Annotated in this window: 20 protein-coding genes; 3 read left to right on the top strand and 17 right to left on the bottom strand. The window is 64.3% G+C overall.

The window, feature by feature from the left end:
- Positions 1-62 precede the first annotated feature (62 nt).
- The 3 genes from Q0718_RS00255 to dusB are packed head-to-tail and all read right to left on the bottom strand — an operon-like array spanning position 63 to position 3417.
- A complete protein-coding gene (locus tag Q0718_RS00255; RefSeq protein ID WP_298911702.1) occupies positions 63-1385 on the bottom strand; it encodes a sigma 54-interacting transcriptional regulator in 1323 nt (440 codons plus the stop codon).
- Positions 1382-2425, bottom strand: a complete 1044-nt coding sequence (locus Q0718_RS00250) for an ATP-binding protein (protein WP_298911700.1) — start codon at positions 2423-2425, stop codon at positions 1382-1384. The genes Q0718_RS00255 and Q0718_RS00250 overlap by 4 nt, the downstream gene beginning before the upstream one ends.
- Positions 2422-3417 carry a tRNA dihydrouridine synthase DusB gene (gene dusB / locus Q0718_RS00245; protein WP_298911699.1) on the bottom strand — a complete coding sequence of 332 codons (996 nt, stop codon included), beginning with the start codon at positions 3415-3417 and terminating at the stop codon, positions 2422-2424. Before dusB ends, Q0718_RS00250 begins: the two co-directional genes overlap by 4 nt.
- Before the next feature lie 64 nt (positions 3418-3481).
- Here dusB and Q0718_RS00240 point away from each other — a divergent pair, with 64 nt between their 5' ends.
- Both Q0718_RS00240 and Q0718_RS00235 read left to right on the top strand, forming a co-directional pair.
- On the top strand, positions 3482-4615 hold the full coding sequence (locus tag Q0718_RS00240; RefSeq protein ID WP_298911698.1) for a bifunctional 2-C-methyl-D-erythritol 4-phosphate cytidylyltransferase/2-C-methyl-D-erythritol 2,4-cyclodiphosphate synthase: 1134 nt from the start codon (positions 3482-3484) through the stop codon (positions 4613-4615).
- Entirely contained in the window at positions 4612-5115 is a 504-nt protein-coding gene (locus Q0718_RS00235) for a CinA family protein (protein ID WP_298911696.1), read from the top strand. Before Q0718_RS00240 ends, Q0718_RS00235 begins: the two co-directional genes overlap by 4 nt.
- On the opposite strand, the gene Q0718_RS00230 is transcribed toward Q0718_RS00235, so the two are convergent.
- Together Q0718_RS00230 and lipA are read right to left on the bottom strand one after the other, a co-directional pair.
- Positions 5089-5598, bottom strand: coding sequence for an SRPBCC family protein (locus tag Q0718_RS00230; protein WP_298911694.1), 510 nt, complete (start codon positions 5596-5598; stop codon positions 5089-5091). The genes Q0718_RS00235 and Q0718_RS00230 overlap by 27 nt on opposite strands.
- Positions 5599-5608: 10 nt before the next feature.
- Entirely contained in the window at positions 5609-6565 is a 957-nt protein-coding gene (gene lipA, locus Q0718_RS00225) for a lipoyl synthase (RefSeq protein ID WP_298911692.1), read from the bottom strand.
- Between the two features lie 200 nt (positions 6566-6765).
- On the opposite strand from lipA, the gene Q0718_RS00220 reads away from it, so the two are divergent.
- Complete coding sequence (locus Q0718_RS00220) at positions 6766-7863, top strand: acyltransferase (RefSeq protein ID WP_298911690.1); 1098 nt, start codon at positions 6766-6768, stop codon at positions 7861-7863.
- Positions 7864-7919: 56 nt separating this feature from the next.
- On the opposite strand, the gene lpdA is transcribed toward Q0718_RS00220, so the two are convergent.
- From lpdA to arfB, 12 genes are all read right to left on the bottom strand, one after another.
- Positions 7920-9305 carry a dihydrolipoyl dehydrogenase gene (gene lpdA, locus Q0718_RS00215; protein ID WP_298911688.1) on the bottom strand — a complete coding sequence of 462 codons (1386 nt, stop codon included), beginning with the start codon at positions 9303-9305 and terminating at the stop codon, positions 7920-7922.
- 268 nt (positions 9306-9573) lie between these two features.
- Positions 9574-10050, bottom strand: coding sequence for a hypothetical protein (locus Q0718_RS00210; RefSeq protein ID WP_298911686.1), 477 nt, complete (start codon positions 10048-10050; stop codon positions 9574-9576).
- A gap of 113 nt (positions 10051-10163) precedes the next feature.
- On the bottom strand, positions 10164-11597 hold the full coding sequence (locus tag Q0718_RS00205) for a pyruvate dehydrogenase complex dihydrolipoamide acetyltransferase (RefSeq protein WP_298911684.1): 1434 nt from the start codon (positions 11595-11597) through the stop codon (positions 10164-10166).
- Positions 11587-12057, bottom strand: a complete 471-nt coding sequence (locus Q0718_RS00200; RefSeq protein ID WP_298911683.1) for a hypothetical protein — start codon at positions 12055-12057, stop codon at positions 11587-11589. The genes Q0718_RS00205 and Q0718_RS00200 overlap by 11 nt, the downstream gene beginning before the upstream one ends.
- Entirely contained in the window at positions 12050-13471 is a 1422-nt protein-coding gene (locus Q0718_RS00195) for a pyruvate dehydrogenase complex E1 component subunit beta (protein ID WP_298911682.1), read from the bottom strand. Before Q0718_RS00195 ends, Q0718_RS00200 begins: the two co-directional genes overlap by 8 nt.
- The gene (locus Q0718_RS00190; RefSeq protein ID WP_298911681.1) at positions 13471-13803 is read right to left on the bottom strand and encodes a DUF5076 domain-containing protein; all 333 of its coding nucleotides are present in this window, start codon (positions 13801-13803) and stop codon (positions 13471-13473) included. The genes Q0718_RS00195 and Q0718_RS00190 overlap by 1 nt, the downstream gene beginning before the upstream one ends.
- Positions 13803-14204, bottom strand: coding sequence for an MAPEG family protein (locus Q0718_RS00185; RefSeq protein WP_298911680.1), 402 nt, complete (start codon positions 14202-14204; stop codon positions 13803-13805). The genes Q0718_RS00190 and Q0718_RS00185 overlap by 1 nt, the downstream gene beginning before the upstream one ends.
- A gap of 130 nt (positions 14205-14334) precedes the next feature.
- Positions 14335-15405, bottom strand: coding sequence for a pyruvate dehydrogenase (acetyl-transferring) E1 component subunit alpha (gene pdhA / locus Q0718_RS00180; RefSeq protein WP_298911679.1), 1071 nt, complete (start codon positions 15403-15405; stop codon positions 14335-14337).
- Positions 15406-15451: 46 nt separating this feature from the next.
- Positions 15452-15766: a septum formation initiator family protein gene (locus Q0718_RS00175; RefSeq protein ID WP_298911678.1), complete on the bottom strand. Its 315-nt coding sequence runs from the start codon at positions 15764-15766 to the stop codon at positions 15452-15454.
- A 76-nt stretch (positions 15767-15842) separates the two neighbouring features.
- Positions 15843-17120, bottom strand: coding sequence for a phosphopyruvate hydratase (eno, locus tag Q0718_RS00170; RefSeq protein ID WP_298911677.1), 1278 nt, complete (start codon positions 17118-17120; stop codon positions 15843-15845).
- Between the two features lie 367 nt (positions 17121-17487).
- The gene (rpmF, locus tag Q0718_RS00165; RefSeq protein WP_298911676.1) at positions 17488-17667 is read right to left on the bottom strand and encodes a 50S ribosomal protein L32; all 180 of its coding nucleotides are present in this window, start codon (positions 17665-17667) and stop codon (positions 17488-17490) included.
- A gap of 104 nt (positions 17668-17771) precedes the next feature.
- Positions 17772-18203 (bottom strand): alternative ribosome rescue aminoacyl-tRNA hydrolase ArfB, encoded by a 432-nt coding sequence (gene arfB / locus Q0718_RS00160; RefSeq protein WP_298911675.1) that lies wholly within the window; start codon positions 18201-18203, stop codon positions 17772-17774.
- Positions 18204-18271: the final 68 nt, after the last annotated feature.

The following is an 18271-nucleotide window of genomic DNA, read 5'->3' as shown; positions in this document are numbered from 1 at the left end:
GAAAGACGGACTGTTGCACGTTTACATCAGTGTGACATGCATTCAACAGGCAATCGCGTCACCTATTGCAGGTCGAGCGTCTTCAGACGTGTGCGCAGCGTGTTGCGGTGGATGCCCAACCGGTCGGCCGCCTTGGCGCGGTTACCGCCCGTGATCCGCAGCGCCTCGGTGATGAGCGGCCTTTCGATCCAAGCCATGGCCGTCTGATAATGCGAGGATCCGTCCGAGGCGCCCTCTCCGTCCAGCAAGGCGCGGCAAGCCAGCGACAGCTGGCGGTCGAACCGGTCGCTCGCCTCGGACCCGGAACCGGCCGCGCGCATGTCCTTGGAAAACTCCTGCAACACCATGTCAGACGTGATGACATCGTCGGAGTAAAGCACCGCCAAGCGTCGCACGATGTTTTCCAGCTCGCGCACATTGCCGACCCATTCATGGCGTTGCAGCACTTCCAGCGCGTCGGCGGAAAAGCGCCGGTTCTGGTTCGGGCTGGCCTGACCGAGGAAGTTTTCCGCCAATTCCACCGTATCGCGATCGCGGTCGGCCAGCGGCGGGATGCGGATTTCGGCGACATTGATGCGGAACAGCAGATCGTCGCGGAAGGCGCCTTGTTCGACTTCGCGGCGCAGATCCTTGCGCGTGGCGCAGATCACGCGCGGGCGGTCCGCCGCCGGGATCAGTTCGCTATCCGTCAGGAAGGCAAGCAACCGTTCCTGCTGCGGCGCGGACAGTTCCGCAACTTCGTCGATATAGAGATCGCCGCCATTGACCTTCTGCAGCGTGAGCGAAGTGTTGTCGAAATCGGTTGTGCGCAGGAACGGCCGGTCCTGTCGCGGGCCGCCGTCATGCAAGAGCCGCGCGACCAGATCCTTGCCCGTACCGACCGCCCCTTGAATCAGGACCGGCAGGTTGGCGGCGGCGAACCGCGACACGGCCCGGAAAACGGGTTGCATGGCGGCCGACCGGCCGATCATGGGCAGACCGCGCCCCTGGGCCCGCGCCCCGGTCCTAGACCGCCGGGGTCCGACCGTCTGCCCGGCCCGGGCGACGGCACTGGTGATCTCGTCCAGATCGAACGGTTTGGGTACATATTCGAAGACGCGGTGCCGTCCGGATTTCAGGGCCGTGTTGACCGTGTTGTTGGCCGAGATGACGATGACGGGCAATTTGGGCCGCATCTGCGACAGGGTCGGCAGATGGTCGAACACTTCCTGGCCGTCCATCATCACATCCGTCAGCACGATGTCGCCGTGACCGGCCTCCGCCCATTTCAGCAAGGTCTGCGGATTGTCCGTCGCCCGGACGGAATGGCCCGCCCGGGTCAGGGCCTTGCTCAGGACCAGGCGGATGCTGTCATCGTCGTCGGCAAGAAGGACATCGTATTTCACGAAACGTCTCCTGTAGGATCGGGGAGCAGGACGGAAAAGCTGGTGCGCCCGGGGCGCGAGCGGACCTCGACCAAGCCGCCATGCGCCTTGGCGACTTTGGAGACGAGCGCCAGGCCCAGCCCCTGTCCGTCGCGCTTGGTCGTCACGAAAGGCTGGAAGATATGATCCTGCAAATCGTCGGACACGCCGGATCCGTTGTCGGATACGGTGATCTGGATCGGCAGGTGCCGCGCGCGCCGGCCTTCGCGCGAGCGCGCGGTGACCCCGGCGCGGAAACGGGTCGCGAGTTCGATCTCCGGCGCGGCCGTTTCGCGCAGCGCGTCCTGCGCGTTGCGGATCAAGTTCAGCACAGCCTGCATCAGGGTATCGCTGTCGCCGCGAACGTTAGGCAGGGAAGGATCGTAACGTTCGGTGAAGACGAGACGCGGCTCGGCCGACTGCACCACGGTGCGGGCCTGCCGCAGCACCGTGTGGATGTTGACCGGCCCCATCTGGTCCGGGTCGCGGTCGCCCAGCGTTTCCATCCGGTCTGCCAGACGCCGGATGCGGTCGATTTCAGATCCGATCAGGTCCAGCAGCGCGCGGCCCTCGCTCGATTGGACATCGTCGCGCAGCAATTGCGCCGCGCCCTTTATCCCGGCCAACGGGTTCTTCAGCTCATGCGCGATCAGGCGCCCCATGCCGGAAACGATCGGCGCGCCCAGTTCGCCTTCGCGCGGGCGCAGCCCCGCCATCCAGAACGACACGCCCTGCGTCCCGCCTTCGACCGGGTAGATGGTGACATGGCAGGTCAGCGTCGTGCCGTTGGGCAAGGTCGCCGTGCAGGCCCGGTTGGTCAGAACCGTCGCCGCTGCGGCGGACTTGGCGAGCTGTTGGTCCAGCGCGGGCTCGGTCCGGATCATATCGGTCAGCGCGCGACCGCGCATCCGGTTGACGCTGTCCCCAGTCCATTCCTGCGCCGCCTGATTGGCGAACAGGATCCGGCCTTCATCGATCTGGAAGACCGGGAACGGCCAGTCTTCGATAAGTGACAGGCTCATGCCGCGTCCCGCTTCGCATCGGCGAAAAGGGTCGCAAGAAGCGAGAGGACTTCATCCGGATCGTCGGACCGTGCGAGGCGCTGGCGGCGCATGTCAGAGTCGCTCAACCCGGCCTCTTCGGCATATCCGACCAAATGTTTGCGCGCGATCCGCACGGCCTTGGCGCGCGGATAGAAGTCGAGGATTTCCCGGTAGTGATCCACGGCATGGCGCGCCTTTTGCGCCGCCGTCGAAGCTGCAGGTGGCAGCAACCCGTCGACCGCCGCCATGATGGACGGCAGCGCCCAGGGCCGCCCGATCAGCGCCCGCCCGACCATGACGCCGTCCGCGCCCGACTGTTCCATCGCAGCCAGCGCGCTATCCGCACAGGCGATGTCGCCATTGACGAAAACCGGCACGTCCACCGCTTCGACGGTCGGGCGAACGGCCGCCCAGTCCGCACGCCCCTTGTAGAATTGGCAACGCGTGCGGCCATGCACGGTGATGCCGACCGCCCCTGCATCCACGGCATCGCGCGCGATCCGCGGCGCGTTCAGACTGTCATGGTCCCAGCCCAATCGCATCTTCACCGTCACCGGAACGGAGACGGCTGAGACGACCGCTGCGACGATATCGCGGGCCAGCCCCGGCTCGCGCATCATGGCGCTGCCGCTCAGGCCGGTCACCACCTTCCGGGCCGGACACCCGAAATTGATGTCGATCAAGGCCGCGCCCGCCGCTTCCAGCTTCATGGCCCCCGCGGCCATCCAGTGGGGATCGCGCCCAACCAGCTGCACGGCCATGGGGTCTATCCCGGCCCCGCCCGCCGCGCGCGCGACGTTTTCGGGCTCGTCCTTGGCCAGCCCTTCGCCGGCAATCATTTCCGATACGACTGCGCCGGGTTCGAAACGCAACAGGATGCGTCGGAACGGCAGGTCCGTCACGCCGGACATGGGTGCGACCAGGACTCGCGACCGCAAGGCCAGCTTGCCGATATGGACAGGATTTGCCATCAGGGACACGCCCTAGCCGAGCCCCGGCCTGCGCACAATAATTCAGCATTGGCGAGGCCCGTAATTGACCGACTGCGCACTGATTTTGGTCGCCGCCGGGCGTGGCGAACGCGCGAGAGGGAAAGTCCCTAAGCAATACAAACTTTTACGCGGGCAACCTCTGCTCGCGCATACGCTCAAACATGCAGCGGACACGCAGATTTTCAGCCGGACCGTGCTGGTCGTCGCCGCCGGTGACCGGCAAGCGGGCGATCTCGCCCCGGAGGCCGTCATCGTCACGGGCGGTGCGACCCGGACCGCATCGGTCCGTGCCGGACTGGACGCACTATCGGACGATCCGCCGGATATCGTCATGATCCACGACGCGGCCCGCCCTTTCATCGATGCGACTCTCGTCCGGCCTTTGCTGGACGCGCTTCGCACCCATGACGGCGCCGTTCCGGCGCTGCCGATCGTCGATGCGTTGAAAACGGACGGCTTCGATGCGGTGGACCGGAACGTATTGCACCGCGTCCAGACGCCCCAAGCCTTCCGCTACGGGCCGATCAAGGCCGCTTTCGATGCGCTGCCGCTCGACGTTGCGGCCCATGACGACATCGCCGTCGCCCGCGACGCCGGGCTGTCGCTGGCATTCACGCCGGGGTCGGACCGCAATTTCAAGGTGACGTGGCCGGAGGACTTCGCCAAGGCGGAAGCCATGTTGAGAGCGCCCACCTTGACCGTCACCGGATCCGGTTTCGACGTCCACAAGCTGGCCGAGAGCGACGATCCGCTCTGGCTGTGCGGGGTAGAGGTCGAGAGCCGTTACACGCTGGTCGGTCATTCGGACGCCGATGTCGGGTTGCACGCCATCACTGACGCTATCCTGGGCGCCGTCGCGCAAGGCGATATCGGCGATCATTTTCCGCCGGACGATCCGCAATGGAAAGGTGCGGCGTCCGACCGCTTCCTGCAGCACGCGATCCACTTGGCCCAAGATCAGGGCGCAACGCTGCGCCATGTCGATCTGACGATCATCTGCGAACGGCCCAAGGTGAAGCCCTACCGCGAGGCCATGCGCGCGCGCGTGGCGGAGATCACCGGCCTGCCCTTCGCCCGCGTCTCGATCAAGGCGACGACGACCGAAACGCTCGGCTTCACCGGGCGTCGCGAGGGCATTGCGGCGCAGGCATTGGCGACGCTGGAGGTTCCGGAATGAGCGACCCGGTCCTCGCCGACATGTTCCGCCGGTCGCAGGCGCTGCTCGATCTGGCCAAGGAAAAGGGCGCCACTCTCGGCGTGGTGGAAAGCTGCACGGGCGGCCTGCTGGGCGCGGCGCTCACGGCCCCGCCGGGCAGCTCGACGGTCTTCCATGGCGGCTTCCTGACCTATTCCAATGCGTTGAAGCAGAGCCTGGTCGGCGTTTCGGCCGACACGCTGCAACGATACGGCGCCGTGAGCGAACAGACCGCGCTGGAGATGGCGGCGGGCGGGCGGGACCGGTTGGATGTCGACTACGCGATCTCGATCACCGGCATAGCCGGACCCAGTGGCGGATCGCTGGAAAAACCGGTCGGCACAGTCTGGTTCGGGCTGGCATCGGACCGAGGCGTCACGGCGCAAATGAAACCGTTTGGCGATCTACCCCGCAACCGCGTGCGCGATCAGGCCGTGCTGCACGCGCTGACGATGCTAAACGAGGCGGTCCACCAAACCTAGACGCGTCGCTTCGGCGACCAGATCGATCTTCGAGCCGTCGCCGACAGGCGGGCAATGTTCGGCCGCCTGTTCGATGAAGACATCGCGAACGACCGTCTTGGCCTTCTCGAACTTCTGCCGCAACAGCGCTTCCAGCGGGAACACCAGCCGCACATCGACATGGAAATCCACCAGAGTCGAACCGTCCGACATGGCATGGAACCGCCAGCTGTTCTCCAGCGACTTGACCGGCCCGCCTTTACGCAGCTTGGCGGCCACGACCGTCCGGTCTTCCGGATCGATCTTGACGCGCGAGGCGAAGGTCTCGGTGATGCCCTTGAAGGTGATCACGGCTTCGGCCTCGAACCCGTCCGGCAGATCGCGCGTCTTGCGCAGCGCGCTCATGGCAGGAACGAAGTCGGGATAGCGTTCGACGTCCGTGACCAAGCTCATCACGCAATCGGGCGCATGGGGCACATGCTGCAGAAACTGGGTCGACGGCATGGAAGGCCCGTCAGCGGCCGAGCTGCGCATCGCGCGCGGCGCGGAGCTGCGCGAAATCGCTGTCCGCATGATAGGACGAGCGCGTCAGCGGGCTGGCCGACACCATCAGGAACCCCTTGGCACGGGCAATGGTCTCGTAGGCCTTAAACTCGTCGGGGGTGACGAAGCGTTCGAGCTTGGCATGGCGGCGCGTCGGCTGCAGATACTGACCGATGGTCAGGAAATCGATGCCCGCACTGCGCATGTCGTCCATGACTTGCATGACTTCTTCCTTGGTCTCTCCGAGGCCAACCATCAGGCCGGACTTGGTGAACTGGCTCGGATCGCGGTCCTTGACCTTCTCCAGCAGGCGCAACGAGTGGAAATAGCGCGCCCCGGGACGGATGGAGAGGTAGAGCCGCGGCACGGTTTCGAGATTGTGGTTGAACACGTCCGGCCGCGCGTCGATCACCCGATCCGGCGCGTCTCCCTTGCGCAGGAAATCGGGCGTCAGGATCTCGATCGTCGTTTTCGGCGAACGGGCGCGGATCGCTTCGATCACGTCCACGAAATGCTGCGCCCCGCCATCGGCCAGGTCGTCCCGGTCCACCGAGGTGATGACGACATGCTGCAGGTTCATTTCCGACACCGCCTCGGCGATCTTTCCGGGTTCCGCATGATCCACCGCCTGCGGCAGACCCGTCGCGACATTGCAGAAAGCGCAAGCACGGGTGCAGACCTCGCCGAGGATCATGAAGGTCGCGTGGGACTTCTCCCAGCATTCGCCGATATTCGGGCAGGCCGCTTCCTCGCAGACCGTGACGAGGCCCTTGTCCTTCACGATCTTGCGCGTTTCCGCATAGCCCTTGGATGTCGGGGCCTTGACGCGGATCCAGGCCGGTTTGCGCAGCACGTCCGTTTCGGGCCGGTTGGCCTTTTCCGGGTGGCGCGGACGGGGGCGGTGCTGGAGATCGATCAGTGTGGCCATGACGACGCCCTAACTGGCGTGGCGGACACCGATTCACAAGAGGCGAATGCGCACGCGCTGCTTGCGCGAATGCCGGCCGTTAAACCCGCATTCACCATGTCCGGATCGTTTGCAGCGAGGTACGCCCTTCCGGCGCGCATTTTGCATTCCTTAAGCGTGCAACGGCTAGGGTTTGGGCACGTATGACGATGGCACGCACAGTGAAGACGAAAGGCGTAGCCGTCCGCGACGGCCACGACAATTTCTTCACACCGTTGCGCCTGGTCTTCGCCCTGATGGTGATGGTAGGCCACGCCTTCGTCATCACGCGCGGCGGCGTGGACCATGAACCGCAGATGCTGTTCCACTACACACCGTCCTACCTCGCAGTGAACCTGTTCTTCATCGCCAGCGGTTTCCTCGTCACCGGCTCGATGTTCTTCCGGAACGACGGACCGGCGTTCGCCGCCGCCCGCCTCCTGCGCATCTATCCGGCGCTGATCGTGCATGTGGCCTTCATTCTCTTCCTCCTTGGCCCGGTCGCGACGAGCTGGCCGGTCGGCGACTATCTGTTGGACCCCGGCCTCTGGCTGCAGCCTTTCAAGGTGCTCAGCTTCGCCAACACCGACCTGATCCTGCCTGGCGTGTTCGAGGGCAATGGGGAGCCCTACGCCTCCCACCCGCTCTGGACGCTGCGCTTCGAGATGATCTGCTACGTCGCCACCGGCGCAGCCTTCGCGCTCGGCCTGATGCGGCGGCGCTGGATGGTGCTGGCGCAGTTCGCGCTGCCGGCGATGGTCTGGATGGCTGGGCAAAGCTTCGGGCTGTTCGACGGACTGCCGGCCACGGCGGAAAGCCTGACACGCTTCGGCATGGCTTACGGGCTGGGCGCGACCCTGTTCGCCTATCGGGACCGGCTGCGCTACCGCTGGGCCGCCCTGCCCGTCCTGTTCGTACTGGCGTGGGGGCTCCGCGACACGGCATTGGTCGAAGTCGCCGTCAACCTGTTTCTGGCGACCGCCGTGATGCTGCTGGCCTATATGCGCCTGCCGCGACTGGCCGCGCTGCAAAGATGGCCCGACCTGTCCTACGGCGCCTACATCTACCATTGGGGCGTGATGCAGTTGCTGATCCAATGGTGGCCCGGGCTGGATGTGGCCGCCCTGTTCGTCCTCGCCTTGCCTGTCGTTCTCGCCTTGTCCTGGCTGTCCTGGACGATGGTGGAGAAGCCCATGCTGGCGCAGAAAGGCGATCTCGGCCGCTGGCTGCGCTTCGGGCGGGGCGTGCCGAGGACCAGATCGGCCCTGATGCTGAATTAGACCTCTCACGCCTCATCCTGGACTTGGTCCAGTATGAGGAAAAACGCTATTATACCCTAGAAATGCAGCGCGCGACCATAAGCCGACAGGGTGGCTTCGTGCATCATTTCCGACAAAGTCGGATGCGGGAAGACCGTCTCGATCAGTTCGTGCTCGGTCGTTTCCAGCGTCTGCGCGATGGCGTAGCCCTGGATCAGTTCCGTCACCTCCGCCCCGATCATATGGGCGCCGAGCAGCTCGCCGGTGCCTGCGTCGAACACGGTCTTCACGAACCCTTCGGACTCTCCCAGCGCAATGGCCTTGCCATTGCCGATGAAGGGGAAATTGCCGACCTTGACATCGTAGCCCGCCTCCTTCGCTTCGGCCTCGGTATGGCCGACGCTGGCGACTTGCGGATGGCAATAGGTGCAGCCCGGAATGCGTTTGGGGTCGAGCGGATGGGGATCGAGCCCCGCGATCTTTTCGATGCAGATGATGCCTTCGTGCGACGCCTTGTGCGCGAGCCAGGGCGCGCCGGTGACGTCGCCAATGGCGTAGAGGTTCGGCACGCCGGTGCGCGAATACTCGTCCGTCACGATATGGCTGCGCTCGATGGTCACGCCGAGCGCCTCCAGACCCATATCCTCGACATTGCCGACGATTCCGACGGCCAGCACGACGCGGTCGAACTCCGCCGTCTCCTCTCTGCCGTCCTTGGTGAAGGTCGCCGTGACGCCGGTCTTGCCGGTCTTCAGAGACGCTTGCGTACCGAGCTTGAAGGTCAGGCCGCGCTTCTCGAACTGTTTCTTCGCGAAAGCAGAAACCTCTTCGTCTTCGGCCGGAAGAATGCGGTCCATCATCTCGACTACAGTCGTCTTCGCCCCGAAAGCGGAGAAGAAGCTGGCGAATTCCATTCCAATGGCCCCCGATCCGATCACCAGAAGCCGTTCCGGAACCGTGTCCGGCACCATGGCTTCGCGCGCGGTCCAGATGAACTGCCCGTCCGGTTCCAGCCCAGCCTGCGGGATGGTCCGCGCCCGGGCGCCGGACGCGACGATGACGTGGTCGGCCGTGTAAGTCTTGCCTTCGACGCTGACGATGGGCGCCGGGTCGCCGGGTTCCAGCGAGGCATGGCCGCCGATCACCGTGATCTTGTTCTTCTTCATCAGGTGCTTCACCCCGCCCGACAGCTGCCCGGCGATGTCGCGCGAGCGCTTCACGATGGCGTCGAGATCGTAGCCCGTCTCCGCGCTGAGGCCATAGGCCTTGGCGTGTTGCATGTTCTCGTAGACTTCGGCGGATCGCAGCATGGCCTTGGTCGGGATGCAGCCCCAGTTCAGGCACACGCCGCCCAGATCGGCCTTCTCGATCACGGCGACGGTCTTGCCCAGCTGGCTCGCCCGTATCGCCGTGACGTAGCCGCCGGGTCCGGAACCGATGATGATGACGTCGAAGTCGCTCATGATGACCTACTCTAGCCTGATGGATTGGCGTTCCCGTGAAGGGGCCGCGGATCGCTACGCGACCCGTAGTAAACCCGCCCTAGGTGTGCATCCAAATGGGCGCAAGAGGATGGTCGCGACAGTCGCAGTTCAGGCAAGGGAGAGACTTGGGTCTGCCAAGCTCTAAGGCGACAGAGTCTTCATTCTCGGCATCTCGACGTCTCGCATCCCGGCATTCAGTGCCGAGGGCAAGACAAGAGTTAGGGTGTTGATGGCCATGTTGGCCGCCCTACTCCTCCGCCGCGCGCAGGATGGCCGCCCGCACCGGGTCGGCCAGCTCCGCGATCTCGACCGCTTCGGCCATGGCCAAGGCGTCGTCCATCCGTCCGGCGCGGGCATGGCCGATGCCGATGCGCTGCCGCGCCGTGTCGCGCAACGGGGGCGAGGACAGGCGGCGGATCAGATCGGCCGCCTTGTCGTGATCGTCGTCGGCGAGCGCGCCGTTCAGGTCATCAAGTATGGCGGCGTCGCGCGCGCCCATGATTTCGATCGCGTCCACTTCGATGCGCTGGGTTTCTGGCGAGTCGGATCGGGCGTCTTTGCCGGGAACACCGGAACGGCGAAGCTCCGGCGCGGCCTTCTGCATCACGGCCTGGTCCCGGTCGGCCCGGATGCGTTCCACCGTTTCGTCATCCAGCATCAGGAAGATCGCCAGCGCGACGAGGATCGCGGAAATCACGCCGACAGTCAGATATTTCAGCACCATGACGGGCTCCGGGCAGGCTCGCCCCGAAGCCTATCGGAGCGCGCGAACCCCCTCAACCCGGCACACGCAGCAGGCGAAACCGCTTAAACCGCGTCGCCTCCGGAACATGTCACCTAGAGCATCATGGTCAGCGGGTTTTCGATCAACCCCTTGAAGTGCTGCAACCAACGCGCCCCGGCGGCGCCGTCCACGACGCGGTGGTCGCAGGTCAACGTCACGGTCATTACGGTCGCAACGGCCAGCGCGCCGTCCTTGACCACGGGGCGCGGGGCGCCCGCGCCGACGGACAGGATCATGCCGTGCGGTTCGTTGATGATCGAGCCGAATTCTTTGATGCCGAACATGCCCAGATTGGAGATGGAAAAGCTGCCGCCCTGATATTCCTGCGGCTTGAGTTTGCCGTCTCTCGCGCGGGCGGCCAGATCGGTCATTTCCGCAGAAATGGTCGACAGGCCCTTGTTCTCCGCCTCGCGCACGATGGGCGTGATCAGCCCGCGTTCGGTCGCGACGGCCACGGCGACGTCGGCAGTATGGTGAAAGGCCAGGCCGTCCTCCGTATAGCTGGCATTGCCTTCCGGCACGGCCTTCAGGCTCAGCGCACAAGCGCGGATCAACATGTCGTTGACACTGATCTTGATGCCTTCGGGCGCCTGCGCGTTCAGTTCCTTGCGCATGGCCAGCAGCGCATCGATCTCGCAATCGATGGTCAGCGGGAAGTCCGGGACGTTGACGTTGGAGCTGGTCAGGCGGCGGGCAATGACCTTCTGCACGCCGTCCAATGGCTCCAGCCGATAGCTTTCAGGCGGCACCCCCATCTTGGTCAGCGCTTCGACGCCGCCTGTGGCGCGCGGCAGGCCGACTTCGGTGGTTGTCGCGGATTCGGAAGCTTCGGTTTTCGGCGCAGGCTTCGGAGCCGACTTGGCCGCCTCGACATCCGCCTTCACGATCCGTCCGTTCGGCCCGGACCCGGTGATGGACGCAAGATCCAGCCCCGCTTGTTCTGCCAGGCGCTTGGCGAGCGGACTGGCGAAAATCCGCTTTCCACTCCGCTCATCCCGGCGAACGCCGGGATCCAGCTTGCGGGCTTCCGCACCCTGGCCTGGGTCCCGACTTCCGTCGGGATGAGCGGCGGGTTGGACATCAGCCTCCTTCGGCTCAGCATCATAACGCGTCTGCCGCGTCTCCGCCGCGCCGGTTTCGGCCTTGGCACCGCCCTTCTCCGCCCCGTCGGGCGTCACAGGCGCAATTTCGCCACCACCGTCATTGCCTCCGGCTTCATAACCCTCTAGCGCGCTGGCATCCTCCCCGTCTTCCAGCAGCAGCGCGATGGGAGCGTTTACTTTCACGCCGTCACTGCCGTCAGCAACCAGCAGTTTCGCCACCGTGCCCTCGTCCACGGCCTCGACCTCCATGGTCGCTTTGTCCGTTTCGATCTCGGCCAGCAGGTCGCCCGAAGAGACAGTGTCGCCTTCCTTCACCAGCCACTTGGCCAGCGTCCCCTCCTCCATGGTCGGAGACAAAGCGGGCATGAGGACTTCAATGGGCATTACGTCTCTCTATGTTTCTATAACGCTCTATTGCTAGAGCGAATAGAGACTGTAGAGATAACAACGCCTTAGTATCTCTTGAAGGTTGTTTTTGTTCAATCTGTGATATAGCATCACTAGGCGATACCATAAGCATAGCTTGCAAGAACAAGCTCAATGCTCGCAATGCAAAGGTTTTTTCGTACTTCTCAGTTTCCACCACTCGTTGAGCTTCCAAAGTTGATTCTAGGCCTTGACGAAGTTGAATATTATCAGCCTCAATATGAAACATCATTAGGGCAGCACCGATACCATCTTGGTCTGAGTTAAATTTTGTGAGGCATTCTTGTAATCTATTAAATCCAGATGAGAAGATTAGGCCTCCAGCGTAGAGAAAACTCATGTTCGAAAGTTCATCTGATGTTGTCACACCTCGATGAGTGTTTAGCAAAGCTTCAACGTCCTCGAGTAAATCAGACATACAGAACAGCCTTCGCCGCCCGAACCACATCCTCCGTCCCCGGCAAGCTCATTGCCTCCAGGTTCGCGGCGTAGGGCAGCGGGACGTCCTTCTGGAAAACGCGCGCGGGCGGAGCGTCTAGATAGTCGAAGGCTTCCGCCACGACGGCTGCGGCGATTTCCGCGCCGACACCGTGCTGGCCCCAGCCCTCTTCGGCGCAGACGATGCGGTTGGTCTTCTTGACGCTCTCGATCACCGTGTCCGTGTCGAGCGGGCGCAGCGTGCGCAGGTCGATGACTTCGGCGTCGATCCCCTCGCCCGCCAGGATTTCGGCGGCTTCCAGCGCGAACTTCACCATGCGCGAATGCGCCGTGATGGTCACGTCCGAGCCTTCGCGGCGGATCTTGGCCTTGCCGATGGGGATGAGGAAATCGTCCATGTCCGGCACGTCGAAGCTCTCGCCGTAGATCAGCTCGTGTTCTAGGAAGACGACCGGATTGGGATCGCGGATCGCGGCTTTCAGCAGGCCTTTGGCGTCCGCGCTGTCATAGGGCGCGATGACCTTCAGGCCCGGCACGTGGGCATACCAGGCGGAATAGTCCTGGCTGTGCTGCGCGCCGACGCGGCTGGCCGCCCCATTGGGGCCGCGGAACACGATGGGGCAGCGCATCTGCCCGCCGGACATGTAGAGCGTCTTGGCGGCCGAATTGATGATGTGGTCGATCGCCTGCATGGCGAAGTTGAAGGTCATGAATTCGACGATGGGTTTCAGCCCGCCAAACGCCGCGCCGACCCCGATCCCGGCGAAGCCGTATTCCGTGATCGGCGTGTCCACCACGCGCTTGGCGCCGAATTCCTGCAGCAGTTCGCGCGTGACCTTGTAGGCGCCCTGATATTCCGCGACCTCCTCGCCCATGACGAAGACGGTCTCGTCCCGGCGCATCTCCTCGGCCATGGCATCGCGCAACGCGTCGCGCACGGTCGTCTCGACCATTTTGATGTTGGTCGGGATGGCGGGGTCGTCGGCGACGGGCTTGCCGACCGGGGCCTGGCCCTCGGAGCCGTCGCGATCCGCATTCTCGTTCTCCGGATGGGCCGGACCGGCCGTGCCCGGATCGGTGTCGCCTTTTTCATCATCCGATGGCTTGGCGGCGGGTTTGGCGGACGCATCGGGCAGGTCGTCGGCGCTCTCGCCCTCTTCCAGCAGCTGCGCGATGACCGCGCCGACCTTCACGCCTTCGGTGCCGTCCGCGACGACGAGTTTGCCGATCGTGCCTTCGTCCACGGCTTCGACCTCCATCGTCGCCTTGTCCGTCTCGATCTCGGCCAGCACGTCGCCGGACGCCACTGTGTCGCCCTCTTTGACCAGCCATTTGGCCAGCGTGCCTTCCTCCATGGTCGGGGACAAGGCCGGCATCTGGATATCGATCGCCATCAGTCTTCTGCCTTCTTGATCGTTCCGACGACGTCGCGGCCAAAGCCGAGCTCGTCCAGGAAAGTCTTCGTAATCTGCGTCATCAACGCGTCCGCGTCCATCTTCGTGTTGCCGGACTGGCACAGTGCGTTCACGGCGTGGCGGGCTATGTCCGCCAGAACCACACCCCAGAGAACGCCGTCTTCGCCGTCCGGATGCGTCACGGTCGACAGTGAGACATGCGCCCCGCCATTCGCCGTCCAGAAGCGCAACAGCTCCCGCGCATCCGGCGCCCCGATCGCGGGCGTCGGCACGGGCAGTCCCACCGAGCTATCCGCGCGTTTGTCGAACATCAGACGATCAGCTCCCACAGGATCAGCACGATGCCGGCGATGGACGCGAACCAGGCGAGCGTGCGAAGCCAGGGAACGCCAAAATAGTAGAGTGGCGCGAAAGCCAACCGGCCGAAGAAGAACAGCGCCGCACCGAGTGCGGTCGTCGGCGAAAAAGCATCGAGATAGGCGGCCGCGAGGATCAGCGGCACGAACATCATCATGCCTTCGGTCATGTTGGCCTGCGCCCGCTTGGCGCGGCCGTGCAGCGGGTTCAGCCCGGTCGCGGGCAGATCGTCGCGCGCACCGACCAACTCGCCGACCGTCGCCTTGCGCGAAAAGGTCGCCGCGACAGCCTGCATGACAATCATGGCGAGATAGAGCGCAACGGAGTAGAGGAGGTATTGGATTTCGGTGGGCATTCCTAATTCCCGCGCTTCCCATGCTGCGACGCGGGATCCGGCTCACAGGCCAGCACGAAGCGCTGTCCGGCATGTCTTGTCTGGACCGCGGCTTTTGTCGGGCTGAGCGGTGTTCGAGTTGTATCGACCCTCACGCCTCCACCTCGATGAGCACGTCCGTCCACAGCTCGCTCGGCTCCGGCTCGGGCGTTTCGACCGCGAAGTCGGCGGCAGCCTTGACCGTGTCCTTGATCTCTTTGTCGATCTGCTTGAGCTGGTCCTCGTCCGCCCATTTCTCCTTGAGCAGGCGCGCTTTGACGGCTTCGATCGGATCGCTTTCCTCGCGCGTTTTCGTCACCTCGTCGCGGGTGCGGTATTTGGCCGGATCGGACATGGAATGGCCGCGATAGCGATAGGTCTTCATCTCAAGAATGATCGGCCCCTTGCCGGAGCGCGCATGGTCGAGCGCCATCTTGGCCATGTCCCGAACTTCCAGCACGTTCATTCCGTCCACCAGATGCCCTTCGATCTCGAAGCTGATGCCGCGCTTGTGCAGCTCGGTTTCCGCCGACGCCCGCTCGACACTCGTGCCCATGGCGTACTGGTTGTTCTCGATGATGAACACGACCGGCAGGTCCCACAGCTTCGCCATGTTGAAAGCCTCGTAGACCTGTCCCTGGTTCGACGCGCCGTCGCCGAAGAAGGCCAGGCTGACCGCGCCGTTTTCGTGATATTTGTTGGCGAAAGCGAGCCCCGCCCCGATCGGAACCTGCGCCCCGACGATCCCGTGCCCGCCATAGAAGCGGTTCTCCGTCGAGAACATGTGCATGGAGCCGCCCTTGCCCTTGGAGCATCCGGCGGCACGGCCCGTCAGTTCGGCCATGACCTCTTCGGGGCTCATGCCGCAGGCCAGGCTATGGCCGTGGGCGCGGTAGCCGGTGATCATCTGGTCGCCCTCTTCCATCACGGCCTTGCAGCCGGTCACGACCGCTTCCTGGCCGATATAGAGATGGCAGAAGCCCGCGATCTCGCCCATGCCGTAGAGCTGCCCGGCGCGTTCCTCGAACCGGCGGATCAGCAGCATGTCGCGGTACAGGCCGAGCAGTTCGTCCTTGTCGGACGGGCGCGGTTTCGCCTTTCTCGTCTTGGACGGACCGGTTTTGGTCTTGCTCGTTTTGGCGGCCATCATGCCCTCCGGCAGCGCGGTGCGAAAATCGGCCATCGAAGCGGGCGCCCCGACAGCAGGGGCGCTACATCGCATGCTCGGCCTAAGGGTCAACCCATATCGTGAGCTCGTCGGGGCGCGCGACATGTAAAAGCCGCCGCGCTTCCATATCGAGGGAATCGAGGTCGAGCCCATCGGCGGACAGCAGGTCCACTTCGGCCTGCAAAGCGTCGCGGCGCGCCTCCAGGGCGCTCAGCCGCAGCTCCAGCCGCTCCGCCCGGTCGGACTGTTCCAGCCAGCGCACGAGGCCCTGGCTCCCCGACAGGGCATGATAGCCGAGATAGAGATAGATGACCGTCAGCGCCGCCGCAGGCGCACGGCGCTTGAGGGCCGGAAGTTTCAGGTCGAGCCGCCGCATGATGGTCCGAGATCTAGCCGCGACATCGTTTACGCCGCGTTAAGCACGACGGCGGATCGCAGGCTTTGGGTCCGGCCTAGACCTTGAGGATGCTGCGCCCGGCATAGACTGCCATTTCGCCTAGCTGTTCCTCGATGCGCAGCAGTTGGTTATATTTCGCCAGCCGGTCGGAGCGCGCCAGGCTGCCCGTCTTGATCTGCCCGCAATTGGTCGCGACGGCGAGGTCGGCGATGGTCGTGTCCGACGTCTCGCCCGATCGGTGGCTCATCACGGCGGTGAACCCGGCCCGGTGCGCCATGTCCACGGCGTCGAGCGTTTCGGACAAGGTTCCGATCTGGTTGACCTTGACCAGCACGGAATTGGCGGCCTTCATCTCGATGCCGGTCTTCAGGCGCGACGGGTTGGTCACGAACAGATCGTCACCGACCAGTTGCACGCGCTCGCCGATCCGCTCGGTCAGGCGCGTCCATCCGCCCCAGTCGTCCTCGGCCATGCCGTCCTCGATCGAAATGATGGGATAATCGTCGCAGAGCGCAGCGAGATAGTCGGCGAAATCCGTCGAGCTCAGGCTCTTGCCCTCGCCCTTGATCTCGTACCGACCGTCTTCGAAGAACTCGGTCGAAGCCACGTCCAGCGCAAGGAAAACGTCCCCGCCGGCCGTGTAGCCCGCAGCCTCGATGGCTTTGAGGATATAGTCCAACGCGTCGCGCGTGGAGGACAGGTTGGGCGCGAACCCGCCTTCGTCGCCGACATTGGTGTTGTGGCCGTCGGCCTTCAGCTGCGCCTTGAGCGCATGGAAGATTTCCGCGCCGCACCGCAAGCCTTCGGAAAAGCTTTCCGCCCCGACCGGCATGATCATGAATTCCTGGATGTCGATGGGGTTGTCCGCGTGCTCGCCGCCATTGATGATGTTCATCATCGGCACGGGCAGCACATGCGCGTTCGCGCCGCCGACATAACGGTATAGCGGAACCTGCTGGCTGTCCGCAACGGCCTTGGCGAGCGCGAGCGACACGCCGAGCATGGCGTTGGCGCCGAGGCGGCCCTTGTTTTCCGTGCCGTCCAGCGTCCTGAGGATTTCGTCGATGCCGCGCTGGTTTTCTGCGTCCAGTCCCTCGATGGTGTCGGCGATCTCGGTGTTGACGTTTTGCACGGCGTTGCGAACGCCCTTGCCGAGATAGCGCGACGTGTCGCCGTCGCGCAGTTCCACCGCCTCGTGCGCCCCTGTCGAAGCGCCGCTCGGCACGGCGGCGCGGCCCATGGCGCCGTCGCTCAGTTCGATGTCCACTTCGAGCGTGGGATTACCGCGGCTGTCCAGGATTTCGCGGGCGAAGACGGTCTCGATCTCGATCATGCGCGCCGATTAGTGGGGCGGGGCGCGGAGTCAAGCATGGGAGCGGCCAAGTCGGCGCAATGCAACTTACCCCCTGTCCGTCTCCGGCTGTCATCGCAGGCGCCTCTGAAGAGGTCGGCGCGGATTGATTTCCCGTCCATGTGGGTGTCGAGATATCCGACCCTCCACAAGTCATCCACGGCCTCTGACCCCCGGCGTTATCAGATGATGCCGACTGGCCCGCTATCCGGGCCCGACACAAGCTTCCACCCGGCTTTGGTCGGGGCCGGACGCGGCTCTGATCATCGGGCGGCCCGAACGCAAAAAACCCGGCGCGAAGGCCGGGTTTCGATCATCAGTGTAGCGCGGCCCATGGCCGCACCGGTGACTAGTCCTTGGCTGCGAGCACCTGGCGACCGCGATATTTGCCGCTCTTCAGGTCGATATGATGCGGACGGCGAAGCTCGCCGCTATCCTGATCCTCGACGTAGCAAGGGTTCTTGAGCTTGTCGTGCGCCCGGCGCATGCCGCGGCGCGAATTGCTGATCTTACTCTTAGGGACCGCCATGGTCGCCTCCATGAATTCAAACGTAAAGCGCGGCCCCCGTAAGAGGAGCCGCGTGCATCGGCGCGCCCCTTAGCGAGTCGCGAGCCGTTTCGCAAGCCTTGCCGTCAGCGGCCGTCCCACTCGACCGGGCCGCGCAAGGCCTTGATCTCCGACCGTCGCTTCTGCGCCTTGACCGCACGGCGCGCGGCGCTGCGCGACGGGCGGGTGCGGCGGCGCGGCTTGCGGCGGTGCAGCGCCTTGCGCAGCAGATCGGCCAGGCGGCCCAGCGCCTCGTCGCGGTTGCGATGGAACGACCGGTGCGTGGAAACCGAGATCACGATGGCGCGCTGGGTTTCGCTGATGCGCGAATCGGCATGGCCCAGGACGCGGTCGCGCAAGCTGTCGGGCCAGCCGAACGCATCGACATAGGCGCGCAGCTGCGCCGCCGAATTGGTCTTGTTGACGGATTGTCCGCCCGGCCCGGACGCCTTGACCGCATCGACGCCGATCGCCTTGGCCGGAACATGCAGCCCGTTCCTGATGTGAAGGTCATCCATTCCTGCCCTCTAGCATTATCGGCCAAGCCCCCCTATAGCGGAGCCACCTTATCGATAAACGAGATGAC

Origin of the sequence: uncultured Algimonas sp., from assembly GCF_947498175.1 — a bacterium.
Taxonomy (GTDB): Bacteria; Pseudomonadota; Alphaproteobacteria; order Caulobacterales; family Maricaulaceae; genus Litorimonas.
Note: the sequence above shows the minus strand (reverse complement) of the source record. Positions and strands in the feature narration are given on the sequence as shown.

What these genes read in the sequence shown, in the direction of transcription:
- dusB (WP_298911699.1), bottom strand. Translation starts at nt 3,417, where the DNA reads ATGGCAAATCCTGTCCATATCGGCAAGCTGGCCTTGCGGTCGCGAGTC.
- Q0718_RS00230 (WP_298911694.1), bottom strand. Translation starts at nt 5,598, where the DNA reads ATGCCGTCGACCCAGTTTCTGCAGCATGTGCCCCATGCGCCCGATTGC.
- Q0718_RS00200 (WP_298911683.1), bottom strand. Translation starts at nt 12,057, where the DNA reads ATGTCTGATTTACTCGAGGACGTTGAAGCTTTGCTAAACACTCATCGA.
- rpmF (WP_298911676.1), bottom strand. Translation starts at nt 17,667, where the DNA reads ATGGCGGTCCCTAAGAGTAAGATCAGCAATTCGCGCCGCGGCATGCGC.
- lpdA (WP_298911688.1), bottom strand. Translation starts at nt 9,305, where the DNA reads ATGAGCGACTTCGACGTCATCATCATCGGTTCCGGACCCGGCGGCTAC.
- pdhA (WP_298911679.1), bottom strand. Translation starts at nt 15,405, where the DNA reads ATGGCCGATTTTCGCACCGCGCTGCCGGAGGGCATGATGGCCGCCAAA.
- Q0718_RS00190 (WP_298911681.1), bottom strand. Translation starts at nt 13,803, where the DNA reads ATGTTCGACAAACGCGCGGATAGCTCGGTGGGACTGCCCGTGCCGACG.
- Q0718_RS00210 (WP_298911686.1), bottom strand. Translation starts at nt 10,050, where the DNA reads ATGGTGCTGAAATATCTGACTGTCGGCGTGATTTCCGCGATCCTCGTC.
- lipA (WP_298911692.1), bottom strand. Translation starts at nt 6,565, where the DNA reads ATGGCCACACTGATCGATCTCCAGCACCGCCCCCGTCCGCGCCACCCG.
- Q0718_RS00250 (WP_298911700.1), bottom strand. Translation starts at nt 2,425, where the DNA reads ATGAGCCTGTCACTTATCGAAGACTGGCCGTTCCCGGTCTTCCAGATC.
- arfB (WP_298911675.1), bottom strand. Translation starts at nt 18,203, where the DNA reads ATGGATGACCTTCACATCAGGAACGGGCTGCATGTTCCGGCCAAGGCG.
- Q0718_RS00175 (WP_298911678.1), bottom strand. Translation starts at nt 15,766, where the DNA reads ATGCGGCGGCTCGACCTGAAACTTCCGGCCCTCAAGCGCCGTGCGCCT.
- Q0718_RS00205 (WP_298911684.1), bottom strand. Translation starts at nt 11,597, where the DNA reads ATGCCCATTGAAGTCCTCATGCCCGCTTTGTCTCCGACCATGGAGGAG.
- eno (WP_298911677.1), bottom strand. Translation starts at nt 17,120, where the DNA reads ATGATCGAGATCGAGACCGTCTTCGCCCGCGAAATCCTGGACAGCCGC.
- Q0718_RS00195 (WP_298911682.1), bottom strand. Translation starts at nt 13,471, where the DNA reads ATGGCGATCGATATCCAGATGCCGGCCTTGTCCCCGACCATGGAGGAA.
- Q0718_RS00235 (WP_298911696.1), top strand. Translation starts at nt 4,612, where the DNA reads ATGAGCGACCCGGTCCTCGCCGACATGTTCCGCCGGTCGCAGGCGCTG.
- Q0718_RS00185 (WP_298911680.1), bottom strand. Translation starts at nt 14,204, where the DNA reads ATGCCCACCGAAATCCAATACCTCCTCTACTCCGTTGCGCTCTATCTC.